Raw genomic sequence first — 14785 nt, forward strand, 5'->3', positions numbered from 1 at the left:
TTAGAGGGTTTTTTTATGCAGATGGCGGTCTTCGTCTTTGAGCTGCCGGCTCAAGTCCATTAAATCATGAAGGATATGTGTGCTGCTGCTGTCCAGAAGCACTTTTATATATTGAATATCATGAGAGATGGGCAGAGGCGCGTTAATTTGTTCAAGCTCAGCGATCATTTCGCGGTTCATTCTTTTTTGTTCATGTATCAGTTTTAAAAGTGAATTTTGTGTTACTGTATAATCACCAGGTTTCTTTTGCATTATTTTCACCCTCCTTGATTACGATCAGCTTTTTTACATATTGTAAAGGGTACAGGTGAAAGAATCTACATTCAAAACTTATAAAAACAAATTTGCGCAAATGGAAGCATGCCCATAGAATGAAAATGAAACCTAAACATCTTTCATACGTATAAATAAGGAAAAGGTCCCTGACCAATGGTCCCGGACAGCCAATTATTATAGGAGTGTGAATGAATTGAATCGTAATCAAGCATTGATAGCATCACTTTGTTATTTCAGTGTGTTTATCGCACCTCTTATTGTTCCGATTGTTGCTTATTTCGTCGTTGATGAGAAAGAGACAAAGCGGCACGCCGTCCGTTCTCTGGTTTCTCATATTATCCCTTTTTTCGGATGGATCTTTCTCATTGCTGCTTTTATCGGTGGAGCGATTGTTGCCGGTGAAGAAAGTATGATGCCGGTATTTCTTTTAATCGGCGGAGCGATTGTTTATTTCTTAATTGTGATCGGCATTATCATTTGGAATGTCATCCAAGGTATTAAGGTTTTACGCCAGGCATAAGAAAATTAGGGGAGGAGATCAATATGAAACAAGAAAAAGAACGAATATTGAAGCTCGTGGAAGAAGGAAAACTGACGGCCCAGGAAGCACTCACCCTTATTGAAAAGCTGGACAGCGAATATAAAGAAAAAGAAAACAAAATCACTTCGTTATCAACGGATGTTCATGAAGCGGATGAGTCATTTGCCGCAAATAAAGAAGGACAAAAGCCATCCATCGGCGCTAAGCTGTTCGATTGGATTGACTCTGCTGTGAAAAAGGTCAAAGAGGTTGACTTGGATTTGAATTTCGGGCATGCGTTTGATGTGCAGCATATTTTTCAATTTAAAGAAACCGATTTTTCCAGTATGGAACTTCAAATCGCAAACGGCAGCGTCAATATCGTGCCGTGGGATGACAGCGATGTCCGAGCCGAGTGCCATGCGAAGGTATTTCGCGCCGATAGCCAGGAAGCGGCAAGAGACGCATTTCTCCAGCATATTGAATGTGAAGCGAAAGGAAGCAAGTTTTTCATCCGGACAGAAAAGAAAACGATGAAAACGAATGTGACCTTATACATTCCGCAAAAGCAGTATGATAAGATTCGGGTGAAACTGTTTAACGGGCCGATAAGAGGGGAACATTTACATGTAAAAGAGTTCTCAGCCAAAACGACAAACGGTGTACTGTCCTTTTCCCATTTAACTGCTGAAAAAGCGTCTGCTGAAACGGCCAACGGGCAAATTAAACTGGCAAATCACAGCTGCGGCACAATAGAAGCTGAAACCATTAACGGATTGATCGACTTACGGGGAAAAAGCGAGTCGGTTGATGTTCAAAGTTTTAACGGAAATATCGCGGTCACTGTGACAGAACCTGATTGCCGTTCGATTTATACAAAAACAACGACCGGCAATGTGGAGCTTGCGATTCCAAACGATGTTGCAGTAAAGGCTGAGCTTAAAAGCAATCTCGGCTCGCTGTCCCACGAGCTGCTGGATGTTGAGATGCTGAAAGAAAAAAACGAAACGATTCAAAAAGAAATGATGTTTACTTCAAATCAAGGACATGATCAAAACATCGCCATATTCTCAGAATCATTAACAGGCGCTATTAAACTAAAGCATACACAGAGGTGATAAAATGAAAAAGCTTTATCGTTCGAAAAAGAATAAGATGATAGCCGGTGTAGTCGGCGGGCTTGCTGATTACTTAAATATGGACGCATCACTGCTTAGAATTATTACAGTGATTTTAGCATTCGTTACAAGCGGAATCGTTCCGCTTGTTTATATCATATGGATTTTTGCCGTTCCGTCAGAAAAGGAAATCGGATAAATGGTGAAATGGGCAGTCAGCATTTTAGTTAATGCATTATTACTAATTGTTATTGCCGGATACTTTGATTCCGTTCATGTCAGCAGTATTGGAGCGGCCATTATTGCCAGCCTCATTTTGTCTGTTCTAAATGTGCTGGTCAAGCCATTTTTAATCATTTTAACATTGCCTGTTACAGTGGTGACGCTTGGTCTGTTCTTATTTATCATCAATGCGATTACCTTGATGATGACCGCGGCACTGATGGGAGACAGCTTCCAAATCGACGGCTTCGGCACGGCGATCTGGGCGTCAGTTGTACTCTCGGTTTTTCATCTGCTGATTCAAAAAGGAATTTTAGAACCGCTTGGAAAAAAATAAAAAAGCCGCTGATCTGGCGGCTTTTTTGTTATGTCTTTTAAAGAAATTTCAATTTAATGGTGCATTATTTACATAAAACACTACATAAGCTGCATCCTCCCGACGCAAAATACATTCAGAGGGAGGTGCTTTTGTGAAATATAAAATGCCCATTTTAGTTCTTATCAGCCTGTTTGGTTTTGTTCCCGCTGTGAGCGCCGAAGGTTTTTTGCCAATGAAAAATAATGGACCTTCTTTTCCTATTCTGAAACAGGAATCTGTCCAAACGCCACATTACATACCGCTGCTTGAAAACCCTCCTCAAATTGAAGTGAAGTCTGAAATGAAGGAAAACCTGCTCATTCAGGCTCAAGTGCGTGACCCTGAGTATCAAGCTTTTTCTGCCTTTCTGTTTTATAAACAAAGTAATGAACTGGGCTATAAGATGGTGCCGATGGATGCCGGTCCCGGGGCTTTGCGGCAATTTGTCGCGCGGATTCCGAAGCGGTCTATATGGAATAGCGAGATCGAATATTATATCGTGCTCTCCAATGGAAAACAGCAGGTGGAAACGGACACAAAGAAGCTGAAACTTGAGGGCTATCGGGCTGATCTGGACCATATTCCGGAGCTATTGATCACAGAGCTTGCCATTGATACGAAAAACGCCGGGGGAGCCGATGGTTTTGAGTTTATTGAAATTTATAACACGACTGACAGGTCCATTGATTTTAAAGATTACAATATTCGGTACCGCTACCCGAAGGAAGGTCCTGAATCAGACTTGATATGGAAGCCTGAAAATGAACACATTATCATCCCATCAGGCGGCTCGCATGTTTTTTGGCTGAAAAATCAAGCAAGTGCTGAATTAACGGCGGCTGATTTTAATCAGTACTATCGTACGTCGTTGATTGAAGGAAAAAACCTGACTGTTATCGAAGGCACAGAAGGGATGGCCAATTCCCGGCCGCGCGCGGTTGCCATATCAACCAATACGGGAAAAGATATAGCAGTAGCGCATTATCGAAAAAATGTCTTACAGCGGCTGTCATCGGTGCTTTACAAATACCCGCTCAACGGCACAACGGAGCTGCTGAATATCTCAACCGGAGAGAAAAAGCCTGCGCCGGGTTCGGTGTTGCGGGCGCAGGTGCCGGAGCAAAAACGGACAACAATGCCCGACAAAGAAAAGCCGGTCATCGAGGATTTAACCGACCGCAAGCCTGTCCGTCCTGCTGAAAGCATTGAATTACGGGCTGATATACACGACCGCAGCCTTGTCAAAACGGCGGCCTTTTATTATCGGACGGATGAGACAAAGCCGTTCAAGCGCATTCTTGCTGAAAAAGACCGCAACGACAATTTGTATCATTATATCGTTTATTCCCCGGAACTGATTGGAAAGGACCAGCTTGAGTATTACGTGGCCGCGGGTGACGGGACGAATGAAGCAAAAACACCGGTCAAAATGGTTGATATCAAGCAAACAAGCAAGTCGCACGGACTTAGGGTGAATCTTGAAAATCGCGATACATTATCTGGGATTCAATATCTGAAGGCAACGTCTGATGAACGAAAGGACAGAATAAAGCTGTGGATTGACGGAAAAGAACAAAAGACAGAGCCGTCAATGGAAAAGGAGGCGTATTTTGCGTTTGACACCCGTAAAACGAATCTCTATTTTAAAAATGCTGTGATAATGGGAGACAAGGTGCTGAAAATTTTTGATGACACCACTCACCGATACCGGACATATTCCGTTCCGCTGCCGGAGCCGCTCCTGCAAAAAGGAAAACAGCAGCAGCGCATCACGATTCGATCGGGATCAAAGGTATCCCCGTTCGATACGGCAGAAAACCGCGATGATTTCTTGGTGAAAAACGTCCGATTGGTTTTATCAGATGGTACCGTCATCAGGGATTCAACGATTTTACCGAATAAGGAACTGTTTATCGGGGATAATCAGCGCGCAGATAAAAGCAGGCAGTTTCATTTTCATCTCCCGGACGAGCTGTTTACGTCGCGCTTGCTTGAGCTGGACACGGCAAAGCTGTCTGAAGGAGCCCATCTTATCGCAGCCTCCGACGGTAAGGAAGAGCTCAATCTGACGGTACGGGTGGATAATACAGGACCGGCAATTAAGCCGAACATTACCGGCGGACAAACCTACAAAGGAAACGTCGTTCTTCAAGCCGATATTTATGATAAGTGGAGCAAGATTGAAGAGGTAAAGGCTTCACTTGATAATGAAGATATTACGCTGCCTTACCATACATCGAGTTCGGAGCTTGCTCCCGGAAAACACGTGCTGAAAATAACAGCCGTTGATTTGGCGGGGAATGAGTCGGTGACAGAGCGCACGTTCACCACAGAAAAAGAGCATCCGGAGCAGCCGGAACTCGTGGAAAGTAAAGCCGGCAAAGATAAATCGCGTGTTTCTGTACGGGTAAAAGATCCGACAAAGGACGACATGGATATTTCCTTTTATCAGGGCTTTCAATATACGGCGCGTGACCGCGGCAGCATGAAAGTCTTTACACATGCTTCACTGACTGAACCGCCTAAAAGCTTTATACCGCCAAATGAGTCGCTGCTTACAAATAGAGAGATGGAACAGATTTCAGCTGCTGACGGAAAGACGATACAAACTGAACACCAGAACCTATTTCCTTATCATCGGTTTGAAGTGGAGGTTGATCCGTCAATTGACGGAAATGATGTGACAGAAGCAGTCTGGAAGGGAAGCTCATTGCCGGGAAGAAAAGTGACCATGTATGCTTGGAATTACCGGATGCTTCAATGGCAGGCGATAGACAGCTTTGTTGCAAAAGACAAAAAACAATTTACCCTAAAGGCTTCTGTAACTGCCGCCGATTATGTCAGACATGAGAAAATGAATGTGATTGTACAGGATGAAATCCCGGCGCCAAAGGATATGTACACCTTTGTCTGGATGTCGGATACGCAATATTACGCGGAAAGCTATCCGCACATTTTTGATAAGCAAACGGCATGGATCAAAAATAATCAAAAGAAGCTCAATATTAAATATGTCTTCCATACAGGAGATATTGTTGATGATTCCGCACAGGAAAAGCAATGGAAAAACGCCGACAGGTCGATGCGTGTGCTGGATGACAGCGGCATTCCGTATGGCGTATTAGCGGGAAATCACGATGTCGGCCATAAAGACGGATCTTATAAAGCCTTTGGCAAATATTTCGGCAGCCATCGCTTTGAAGGAAAGCTGCACTATGGTGAATCGTATAAAAATAATCGCGGCCATTACGATCTAATATCGAGCAACGGCAACGATTTTATTATGTTGTATATGGGCTGGGGTATCACAGATGAAGATATTGCCTGGTTCAATCAAGTATTGAAAAAATATCCCGACCGTACGGCGATTCTCTCTTTCCATGAATATTTGCTGGTGAGCGGAAACAGAAGCCCGATCGGAGAGAAAATTTTCAAAAACGTAGTCAAACCGAATCGAAACGTTGTCGCAGTGTTAAGCGGCCATTACCATAGCGCCATGAGAAAAACGGATGCCCTTGATGATGACGGGGACGGTAAGCCTGACCGCCTTGTCCATCAAATGCTGGCTGATTATCAAGGAGGGCCTGAGGGAGGACAGGGGTATGTACGGATCATGCAATTTGATCAAGCGAATGATCAAGTGCATGTATCAACCTATTCTCCGTATCTGGATGACCAGAATTATTATGACTCCGAAACATACGGCGATAAGGATGAATTCTCTATTGGAATGAAGCTGAAGCCGCGAACGAAAAAGGTAGAAACCGATTACTTTGAATTAAATGTGTATACTGACAGTCTTCTCGGTAAAAAAGAGAAGGTGAAAAGCGGAGATACGGCAGAATTCGAGTGGGAGAATCTTCAGCCGGATTCCATATATTACTGGTACACAATCGTTGAAGATGCATATAACGGCAAAACAAAATCACCGATCTGGAAATTGGCTACGAAGAAAGCAAAACAGCGCCCGGCTCCCGATCAGTTTGATTTCAGGCATGTCTCCAATCCTTAGGATTGGAGATGTTTTTATTTAAGCCGGTCCATATAATGCACAAATGTATAGCGATCGCCCCGGTATATTGATTTTACATGCTCGAAGGCAATCCCGCTTTGCAGGTAGGTGGTTCTTTTGATCAGGAGAACGGGCGCCCCCTTCTTGATTTCCAGCAATTTTGCCTCTTCCTGAGTTGCCGCGCTCGGTTCAAGCTCTTGCTTGGCATGAGAAATCGGCGAGCTGTTATATTGTTCGATGTGTTCATAAATGGATGTTTGGAAATGTGAGTCATGTAACTCACCGGCCATGTCAAACGGAATGTAGGAAGCTTCAATCGCCATCGGAATATCATTTGCGAGCCGGACGCGAATGACTTTGTGGATTTTGGACGGGTGTTCGCAATCCAATATGCCGGCCAGTTCCGCTGTAGAATCAATAAGCTCATAGTCAACAAGCTTGCTGCTCGGCACCATTCCGCGGCTTTTCATATCTTCGGTAAAGCTTGTCAGCCCTTGGAGCGTTTGTTCCATTTTCGGCCTGCTGACAAAGGTTCCGCGTCCCTTTTGCCGGTATAGAAAGCCTTCATTCACAAGGTTTGACAGAGCTTGCCGCACCGTCATTCTGCTGATGCCGAATTGTTCGGAATACTCGCGTTCAGAAGGCAGCGGCGCATCCGGCTGAAGCTCTCCGTTTTTAATTTGGCTCTTTAATTGTTCCATAATCTGATAATAAATCGGAATGGGAGATTGTTTATCAATGTGCATGTGTCAGATCCTTTCAATGTCTTAGTGAAGCGGCTTCTTTATCAATCAAGACTGAGACATGAGGATGTAAATGCAGCGCTGATGCAGGACACTCTTCACTGATTTTGCCGTCTAAAAGCGTTTTTACAGCGGCGGCTTTGCTTTTTCCTGAAGCGATTAAGACGATGCGCTTGCTGGACAAGATTGTTTCAATGCCCATCGTGATCGCTTTTTTCGGTACGTCATCAATGGAAGGAAAATATCGCGCGTTTGCCTGCCTTGTCTGTTCGTTCAGCTCCACGGAATGGGTGTGTGATTTGAATGATGTTCCCGGTTCATTAAATCCGATATGGCCATTTTGCCCGATGCCGAGAAGCTGAATGTCCGCGCCTCCGAGCGATTCAATAAGTCTGTCATATCGTTCGCACTCAGCTTCAACGTCCTCGGCTTTCCCATTAGGAAGAAAATGCCTGCTTTTTTCGCTGTCGATATGCTGAAACAAATGAGTATTCATATAATGATGATAGCTGTTTGGATCCTCTGAAGAAATTCCGGCGTACTCATCCAGATTAATCGTTGTAATGTTTTTAAAGGAAAGACCCTCTGTTTTATGAAGCCGAACCAGCTCACGGTACACGCCCTCCGGTGTTCCGCCAGTTGCCAGTCCGAGGACGGCGTCCGGCTTTTGGCGCACTGTTTCCGCTAAAATGTCGGCAGCCTTTCTGCTTAGATCTTCATAAGAATGACATTCGAATATATTCATTACCAGTCAGCCTCCTTTGATTGAAAAGCGATTTCTCCGCGGCAAATGGTCAAGAGCACTTCGCATTTGCTGTTCAATATCACTGCGTCGGCGTCTTTGCCTATTGCAACGCTGCCTTTTCGGTGAAAAAGACCGAGCTGCTTTGCCGCATTTGCAGATGTCATATTCGCTATATCCATCCATGTGCAGTTTGTAAACCTCCGCATATGTCCGGCGCCTTCGTTCATCTTTAAAATAGATCCGGCAAGCGTCCCGTCAGAAAGAAGAGCTGTTTTGTCCCTGACGGTCACATTTTGGCCGCCGAAATCATATTCACCGTCTTCAAGTCCTTTCGCGCGCATCGAATCAGTGATCATCAGAAGCTTTTTGCTGCCCTTCGCCAAGAACGCCAGCTTTGCGGCTAACGGGTGGGAATGAATGCCGTCAGTGATCAGCTCTGTGAAAAACCCGTCATGTGTAAGCGCGGTGCCCATAACTCCCGGCTCGCGGTGATGAAACGGGCTCATTGCATTATATAAGTGAGTGATATGCTGAACTCCTGCTTCAGCGGCTTTTAATAGGAGTTCTGAGTCCGCATCGGTATGTCCCATTGAAGGGATGATGGATTGTTCTTTTAGATAACGAATCAGTTCAAAGTCCTTATCTTCTTCAGGCGCAAGCGTCACGACTTTAATCAAACCGTCTGCCAGATGCTGCCACTTCTGAAAGAGTGTAATGTCAGCCGGTCTGATCCATTTTTTCGGCTGCGCTCCCGCTCTTTTCGGGGAGACGAAGGGGCCTTCTAAATGAATCCCGAGCATATCTGCGCCTGGCGCCGAGGAACCTTCGGCAGCCTTCCATTCCTTCGCATTGAGCAGTGCTTGTTCAATTTGCTCATGGTTTTGGGTAATGGTTGTGGCTAAAAAGCTTGTCGTCCCTTCCTCAGGAAGACGCGCGGACAATGTGCGGAGAGCAGAAAAGCTTGCGTCCATTGTATCAGCGCCATACCCGCCGTGAATGTGAATATCAATCATCCCGGGGAGCATGAATGATTCTTCCGGCGCGTGCATTTCGTTATCATAAGGTTCAGCAGGTTTTTCTTTTGACACGGAAGTAATGATTCCTTGTCTGATCCCGACAAAACCGTTTTTAATGATGGCATTCTCCGTGACAATATGAACATTGCTGATGAGGAGACTTTCTTCCATCGTTCATCCCGCCTTTCAGGAAACTGTTGTTACCTTTTATTCTACCCCTTTTAAGACTAGTTATCTAGACCACTGCTCACCTTGTTTTCCTTGTCTTTTATAAATTGTGTTTTAGGTTCATACTTGAAAGTGATAAAATGAAATATATTGTGAGCAAGCTTGGGTCAGCCCGGAACAGGAGGAACATATCGTGGCAAAAGTTCGTACAAAAGATGTGATGGAACAGTTCAATTTAGAACTAATCAGCGGTGAAGAAGGTATTAACCGTCCGATTACGATGAGCGATTTATCAAGACCCGGCATTGAAATTGCGGGATATTTTACATATTACCCGAGGGAACGGGTGCAGCTGTTGGGAAAAACAGAGCTTTCTTTCTTTGAACAGCTGCCTCAAGAGGAGAAAAAACAGAGAATGAATTCACTATGCACGGATGTGACGCCTGCTATTATCCTTTCGAGAGATATGCAGATTCCGCCTGAACTCATAGAGGCGTCCGAAACAAACGGAGTGCCGGTGCTCAGGTCACCGCTGAAAACGACAAGGCTGTCAAGCAGACTGACAAACTTTCTTGAAAGCAAGCTTGCGCCTACCACGGCGATTCACGGTGTGCTGGTTGATATATATGGCGTCGGCGTGCTGATTACTGGCAAAAGCGGCGTAGGGAAAAGCGAAACAGCCTTGGAGCTTGTGAAAAGAGGCCACCGCCTTGTTGCGGATGACTGTGTGGAAATCAGACAGGAAGATCAGGATACACTTGTCGGCAACGCGCCTGATTTAATTGAGCATTTGCTTGAAATCAGAGGGCTTGGCATTATTAATGTGATGACACTGTTTGGAGCCGGCGCCGTCAGAAGCAATAAGAGAATTACAATCGTGATGAATCTTGAGCTTTGGGAGCAGGGGAAACAATATGACCGTCTCGGCCTGGAAGAAGAAACGATGAAAATTATTGATACAGACATTACAAAACTGACGATTCCAGTACGCCCCGGCAGAAACTTGGCTGTCATCATTGAAGTGGCCGCCATGAACTTCCGATTGAAGCGGATGGGCCTGAACGCAGCTGAGCAATTCACAAGCAAGCTGGCGGATGTCATTGAAGACGGCGAACAAGACGAATAGGAGTTGGCAATATGAATGAAGCGATAAAACCACTGAATCCAATTGCTTTTGAACTGGGGCCTTTTGCCGTTCATTGGTATGGGATTATCATTGGAATAGGCGCACTATTGGGCTTATGGATAGCGATAAAGGAAAGTGAAAAACGAGGTTTGCAGAAAGATACCTTCATTGATCTCGTCCTGTTTGCGATTCCGATTGCAATTCTGTGCGCGCGGGCATATTATGTCATCTTTGAATGGGATTATTATTCTGAGCACCCGGGGGAGATCATTCAGATCTGGAATGGCGGCATCGCGATTCACGGCGGTCTGATCGGTGCGATTGTGACAGGGTATGTATTTTCAAGAGTGAAGAATCTCTCTTTCTGGAAGCTTGCTGATATTGCAGCGCCAAGCATTTTGCTCGGTCAGGCGATCGGCCGCTGGGGCAACTTTGTCAATCAGGAAGCGCACGGAGGATCTGTGACCAGGGGATTTTTAGAAAGTCTGCATTTGCCGGACTTTATTATTAACCAGATGTACATAAACGGGCAATATTATCATCCTACTTTTTTATATGAGTCATTATGGAGCTTTGTCGGTGTGATCATTCTGTTATGGCTCCGCCGGGCGAATCTGCGGAGGGGCGAGCTGTTTTTAGGTTATATCATTTGGTACTCAATCGGCCGTTTCTTTATCGAAGGAATGCGGACTGACAGCTTAATGCTGACTGATACGCTGCGGATGGCGCAGGTGATTTCGATTGTTCTGATCGTATTGGCAATCGTTGTGGTCATCGTCAGACGGGTTAAGGGTTATTCAGCGCAAAGATACGCTGAGTAGACGATTTCAAAGGGGAGATGGGGATGAAGAAAATCTTTCGGGATGGCCTGGCGGCAGGGCTTCAGACGACGTGGACACTTGGAAAAATCATTTTCCCGGTGACGCTGCTTGTTACTCTGCTGCAGCATACGCCGGTAATGGATTGGCTGATTAAGCTGATCTCACCGGTTATGGGATTATTCGGCCTTTCCGGCGAAGCGGCGATTCCGCTCGTTCTCGGCAATATGCTGAATCTGTATGCCGGAATTGCGGGGATTCTAACCCTTGATTTATCAGTCAAAGAAGTCTTTATATTGGCTGTAATGCTTTCATTTTGTCATAACTTAATTATAGAATCGACAGTCGCCGCCAAGGTCGGCATCAAAATAGGCGTGATATTGGCTGTTCGTATCGGATTGGCGGCAGTTTCGGCCGTTATCATTCATCTGGTGTGGCACGGCGGACAGAAAACAGCGCAATATGGTTTCATCGCTCCAAAGAGTGAAGCGCCTGACGGCTGGCTCGCCATGTTTACGGAAGCGTTGACAAAAGCCGGGCTTGGCGTCTTGCAGCTGGCTGCGATTGTTATTCCGCTGATGATTGTGATTCAGTTTATGAGAGATTTGGGCTGGCTGAACACTTTTTCGAAGTGGCTGTCTCCGTTTACGCAAATGCTCGGGATGAATAAAAACACGTCAATGACAATGGTTGCAGGGCTGACAATCGGTCTTGCCTACGGAGCGGGTGTGATGATTAAAGCGGTCGAGGATGACGGTGTGAGCAGGAGGGATATGACGCTCGCGTTTATTTTCCTCGTTGCCTGCCATGCGGTCGTCGAAGACACGCTCGTCTTTATTCCGCTCGGCATACCGGTATGGCCGCTGCTTCTCATACGTGTCACCACCGCTATCTTATTGACAATGGCCATTGCTTATACGTGGAAAAAACTGAAACCAACAATGGTTGGAAAGGAAGCTGTATGACTGAAACTAAACAAGTAACGACCATTTTGTTTGATTTAGACGGTACTCTTATTAATACGAACGAATTGATTATCGCGTCATTTCTTCATACGCTTGACCACTATTATCCGGAGCGTTTTACACGTGAGGATGTGCTTGCCTTTATCGGCCCGTCTCTTTTCGAAACATTTTCGCGTATGGATGCTGAAAAATGTGATGAAATGATACAAATGTACAGAGCCTTTAACCATGAGAAGCATGATACGCTTGTAACTAAGTATGAGACGGTCTATGAGACGCTTGAAGAACTGAAAAAAGCGGGGTATAAACTGGGGATTGTGACGACGAAAATTAGAGATACTGTCAATATGGGTCTTAAGCTGACAAATCTCGGCCAATTTTTTGAGGTCATCGTTACAATGGATGATGTCAAAATGCCAAAACCCGATCCGGAACCCGTTCTTTTAGCGCTCGAGCAGATCGGCAGCAAACCGGGTGAAGCCATCATGGTCGGCGATAATTACCACGACGTACTGGCCGGCAAAAACGCGGGCACGGCTACGGCCGGAGTCGCTTGGACGATTAAAGGGGCGGAAGAGCTTGCAAAGCATCAGCCTGATTACATGCTCGAAAAAATGAGTGATCTATTACAAATCGTTGGAGTGAAGTAATCTGTGAGAAAAACTGATCGTCATCCGGTATCAGGTGCCAATTCGCTTTGGCATGTTTACCAAACGGTTCCTTTTTTTAAGGTCGTGAAGAATTTCATTGTCATCCAGACAGCAAGATATACACCGTTTATAGGAATGAAAAACTGGCTGTACCGTACATGTTTACGGATGAAGATTGGAAAACAGACATCCTTTGCGCTGATGGTAATGCCTGACATTATGTTTCCTGAGAAAATCTCCATCGGAACCAATACGATCATCGGCTATAATACGACCATTTTGGCTCATGAGTATTTAATCAAAGAATACCGAATCGGACACGTATCTATCGGGGATGAAGTTATGATCGGAGCAAACACCACGATTTTACCCGGTGTGGAAATCGGAAACAGCGCCATTGTGTCAGCAGGCACTCTGGTCCATAAAGATGTCCCCGCGGGTGCCTTTGTCGGCGGAAATCCGATGAAGATCATTTATACCAAGGAAGAAATGCAAGATCGAATGAAAAAGCCCGCTGATTAAGAAATCGGCGGGCTTTCCTTTAAAATGAAGTATTATTTTTTTCAGTTACATGCTGAACGCCGATCCATTTCTGGCCGACATTGGAATAGCGTGTATTTGTCATTGTGACAGTACTTGTTTTACTGTCAGTTCGGAAAATCGCTTCCTTCATATTTGTGATGGTGCATCTGTCAATGATGACATCAGTATGGAATGTGGAGCCGCCGAGCTGGCGAATGAATTTTCCTCCATTGTCCGCTGTGAAATTCTTCACTGTAAAGGTGCTGGCTTTATTGATTTGAAAAATTTTATCGGATGCTTTTTGGGCGGAACCGCCGTCAATCGTTACTTTTCCTTCTTTTTTCACCGTCAATGCATCTTCACCGACATCTTCCCACTTGCATTTCGGACTATATATACCCATTAACCTTCAAAATAGAGATTAAGACAGTCAGTCATTTACATACACCGACACATTTTTTATTTTTTATCAGAATATTCTTTGTATCATAATTCTAAAATTTATAATAAAAAGTAGATTCACGCATTGTTCTGTTCTAAATTGAGAAAAGCCCAGAGCAAAAAAAGCGCGGAATCTCCGCGCTTTTTGCCTAGTTCTCAATGGCGATCGCCTGACTGCCCATTTGCTTCCAAGCTTTCTCGAAATTCTTCCTGTCTGTTTTTCTGTTTTTATGGCCGTACGGATCGTTTACATATACATAATCCTCATCATATCCGGTCACTGCGACGCTATGGACGCTGTATGTGATATCCACATTGCCGTTTGAAGTTTTCCACGTCTCAATATTATCAACCGGAGCGAATTTAGATGTGGTAATGACCCAGACAGGACGTCCCTGCTCCAGCTCACGGTAAACCGCTTTTATATTTTGGCCTGTTAAATCTTTTACATCGCTGCCAGCGTATTTTTTGGCAAGCTTGTAGATCGGTTCGTGGTATACGCCGAGACCGGGGCCGTTTTCCATATCACCGACAAAACCTTCATTAGGATCCCCTTTCAAACCGCTGTTGTAAGTCAGAGGAACGGTTGGGATATTCTCGGCCAGCGTGTTTTTTGACACGTTGTAGCCCGCGTAATGTAACACCATGGCAAGGCTAGTTACCTCACAGCCGTTATAGAGCTTTGGCGAATCCATTTGATTATAAAGCACAACATCAAGCGGAGAGGCGCTGCCTTTTAGTGTCAGCGTTTTGCTTTTATCGTGATTCAAAAAAGGGATCGTTATATCTTGTGTATACATTTTAAAGCCGACAAATAACGCGGCAGAAATCAATATGAGCACAAATAAAGTTCGCAGTGTTTTCATCTTACTCTCCTGTCTCTTCCTATCTAAAATGCTTGTTTGTATTATAGCATGCAAACTTTTCGCAATAAGACATGTTCATGGACTTTAATGATTTGTTCATCAATTTTTCATATTTGCAGAGAGGGTAAAAAAATGGGTGTGATGAGACAAAAAGCTTGTTATTGATTTTCATTCTTTTATCTGTTAGCATATTATCATATTAGCGAACTAAAGGATTCG

General features: G+C 44.7%; 15 protein-coding genes and 1 pseudogene. 10 read left to right on the forward strand and 6 right to left on the reverse strand.

Going from position 1 to position 14785, the window contains the following annotated elements; genetic code table 11:
* A complete protein-coding gene (locus tag GXP75_RS08420) occupies positions 1 to 252 on the reverse strand; it encodes a hypothetical protein (RefSeq protein ID WP_242556577.1) in 252 nt (83 codons plus the stop codon).
* 217 nt (positions 253 to 469) lie between these two features.
* Between GXP75_RS08420 and GXP75_RS08425 the strand changes: the two genes are divergently transcribed.
* From GXP75_RS08425 to GXP75_RS08445, 5 genes are all read left to right on the forward strand, one after another.
* Positions 470 to 796 carry a hypothetical protein gene (locus GXP75_RS08425; RefSeq protein ID WP_088118051.1) on the forward strand — a complete coding sequence of 109 codons (327 nt, stop codon included), beginning with the start codon at positions 470 to 472 and terminating at the stop codon, positions 794 to 796.
* A 23-nt stretch (positions 797 to 819) separates the two neighbouring features.
* Positions 820 to 1914 carry a DUF4097 family beta strand repeat-containing protein gene (locus tag GXP75_RS08430; RefSeq protein WP_214916361.1) on the forward strand — a complete coding sequence of 365 codons (1095 nt, stop codon included), beginning with the start codon at positions 820 to 822 and terminating at the stop codon, positions 1912 to 1914.
* A 4-nt stretch (positions 1915 to 1918) separates the two neighbouring features.
* Complete coding sequence (locus tag GXP75_RS08435) at positions 1919 to 2113, forward strand: PspC domain-containing protein (RefSeq protein ID WP_003326760.1); 195 nt, start codon at positions 1919 to 1921, stop codon at positions 2111 to 2113.
* Entirely contained in the window at positions 2114 to 2473 is a 360-nt protein-coding gene (locus GXP75_RS08440) for a phage holin family protein (protein ID WP_003326762.1), read from the forward strand.
* A 214-nt stretch (positions 2474 to 2687) separates the two neighbouring features.
* Positions 2688 to 6506, forward strand: coding sequence for a metallophosphoesterase (locus GXP75_RS08445; protein ID WP_242556756.1), 3819 nt, complete (start codon positions 2688 to 2690; stop codon positions 6504 to 6506).
* A 14-nt stretch (positions 6507 to 6520) separates the two neighbouring features.
* Here GXP75_RS08445 and GXP75_RS08450 read toward each other — a convergent pair whose 3' ends face one another.
* Genes GXP75_RS08450 through nagA form a run of 3 tightly spaced genes read right to left on the reverse strand, consistent with a single transcriptional unit; the run spans position 6521 to position 9181 of the window.
* Positions 6521 to 7252, reverse strand: coding sequence for a GntR family transcriptional regulator (locus tag GXP75_RS08450; protein ID WP_003326764.1), 732 nt, complete (start codon positions 7250 to 7252; stop codon positions 6521 to 6523).
* A gap of 13 nt (positions 7253 to 7265) precedes the next feature.
* Positions 7266 to 7994: a glucosamine-6-phosphate deaminase gene (gene nagB, locus GXP75_RS08455; protein ID WP_242556578.1), complete on the reverse strand. Its 729-nt coding sequence runs from the start codon at positions 7992 to 7994 to the stop codon at positions 7266 to 7268.
* Positions 7994 to 9181 (reverse strand): N-acetylglucosamine-6-phosphate deacetylase, encoded by a 1188-nt coding sequence (gene nagA, locus GXP75_RS08460; RefSeq protein WP_214916369.1) that lies wholly within the window; start codon positions 9179 to 9181, stop codon positions 7994 to 7996. The genes nagB and nagA overlap by 1 nt, the downstream gene beginning before the upstream one ends.
* Before the next feature lie 190 nt (positions 9182 to 9371).
* Here nagA and hprK point away from each other — a divergent pair, with 190 nt between their 5' ends.
* The 5 genes from hprK to GXP75_RS08485 are packed head-to-tail and all read left to right on the forward strand — an operon-like array spanning position 9372 to position 13259.
* The gene (gene hprK, locus GXP75_RS08465) at positions 9372 to 10304 is read left to right on the forward strand and encodes an HPr(Ser) kinase/phosphatase (protein ID WP_061570783.1); all 933 of its coding nucleotides are present in this window, start codon (positions 9372 to 9374) and stop codon (positions 10302 to 10304) included.
* Positions 10305 to 10315: 11 nt separating this feature from the next.
* The gene (gene lgt, locus GXP75_RS08470) at positions 10316 to 11125 is read left to right on the forward strand and encodes a prolipoprotein diacylglyceryl transferase (RefSeq protein WP_242556579.1); all 810 of its coding nucleotides are present in this window, start codon (positions 10316 to 10318) and stop codon (positions 11123 to 11125) included.
* A 23-nt stretch (positions 11126 to 11148) separates the two neighbouring features.
* Complete coding sequence (locus GXP75_RS08475; RefSeq protein ID WP_061570781.1) at positions 11149 to 12087, forward strand: nucleoside recognition domain-containing protein; 939 nt, start codon at positions 11149 to 11151, stop codon at positions 12085 to 12087.
* Entirely contained in the window at positions 12084 to 12737 is a 654-nt protein-coding gene (ppaX, locus tag GXP75_RS08480; protein ID WP_214916374.1) for a pyrophosphatase PpaX, read from the forward strand. The genes GXP75_RS08475 and ppaX overlap by 4 nt, the downstream gene beginning before the upstream one ends.
* Before the next feature lie 3 nt (positions 12738 to 12740).
* Positions 12741 to 13259: an acyltransferase gene (locus GXP75_RS08485; RefSeq protein WP_242556580.1), complete on the forward strand. Its 519-nt coding sequence runs from the start codon at positions 12741 to 12743 to the stop codon at positions 13257 to 13259.
* Positions 13260 to 13278: 19 nt separating this feature from the next.
* Here GXP75_RS08485 and GXP75_RS08490 read toward each other — a convergent pair.
* Both GXP75_RS08490 and GXP75_RS08495 read right to left on the reverse strand, forming a co-directional pair.
* A pseudogene (locus tag GXP75_RS08490) lies at positions 13279 to 13638 on the reverse strand (pectate lyase); the annotation flags it as partial.
* Between the two features lie 211 nt (positions 13639 to 13849).
* A complete protein-coding gene (locus GXP75_RS08495; RefSeq protein WP_242556581.1) occupies positions 13850 to 14566 on the reverse strand; it encodes a C39 family peptidase in 717 nt (238 codons plus the stop codon).
* Positions 14567 to 14785 lie beyond the last annotated feature (219 nt).

The sequence above is a fragment of the Bacillus sp. HU-1818 genome (assembly GCF_022695965.1).
Lineage (GTDB): Bacteria > Bacillota > Bacilli > Bacillales > Bacillaceae > Bacillus > Bacillus atrophaeus.

What these genes read in the sequence shown, in the direction of transcription:
- GXP75_RS08420 (WP_242556577.1), bottom strand. Translation starts at nt 252, where the DNA reads ATGCAAAAGAAACCTGGTGATTATACAGTAACACAAAATTCACTTTTA.
- GXP75_RS08430 (WP_214916361.1), top strand. Translation starts at nt 820, where the DNA reads ATGAAACAAGAAAAAGAACGAATATTGAAGCTCGTGGAAGAAGGAAAA.
- GXP75_RS08435 (WP_003326760.1), top strand. Translation starts at nt 1,919, where the DNA reads ATGAAAAAGCTTTATCGTTCGAAAAAGAATAAGATGATAGCCGGTGTA.
- GXP75_RS08440 (WP_003326762.1), top strand. Translation starts at nt 2,114, where the DNA reads ATGGTGAAATGGGCAGTCAGCATTTTAGTTAATGCATTATTACTAATT.
- GXP75_RS08445 (WP_242556756.1), top strand. Translation starts at nt 2,688, where the DNA reads ATGAAAAATAATGGACCTTCTTTTCCTATTCTGAAACAGGAATCTGTC.
- GXP75_RS08450 (WP_003326764.1), bottom strand. Translation starts at nt 7,252, where the DNA reads ATGCACATTGATAAACAATCTCCCATTCCGATTTATTATCAGATTATG.
- nagB (WP_242556578.1), bottom strand. Translation starts at nt 7,994, where the DNA reads ATGAATATATTCGAATGTCATTCTTATGAAGATCTAAGCAGAAAGGCT.
- nagA (WP_214916369.1), bottom strand. Translation starts at nt 9,181, where the DNA reads ATGGAAGAAAGTCTCCTCATCAGCAATGTTCATATTGTCACGGAGAAT.
- lgt (WP_242556579.1), top strand. Translation starts at nt 10,316, where the DNA reads ATGAATGAAGCGATAAAACCACTGAATCCAATTGCTTTTGAACTGGGG.
- GXP75_RS08475 (WP_061570781.1), top strand. Translation starts at nt 11,149, where the DNA reads ATGAAGAAAATCTTTCGGGATGGCCTGGCGGCAGGGCTTCAGACGACG.
- ppaX (WP_214916374.1), top strand. Translation starts at nt 12,084, where the DNA reads ATGACTGAAACTAAACAAGTAACGACCATTTTGTTTGATTTAGACGGT.
- GXP75_RS08495 (WP_242556581.1), bottom strand. Translation starts at nt 14,566, where the DNA reads ATGAAAACACTGCGAACTTTATTTGTGCTCATATTGATTTCTGCCGCG.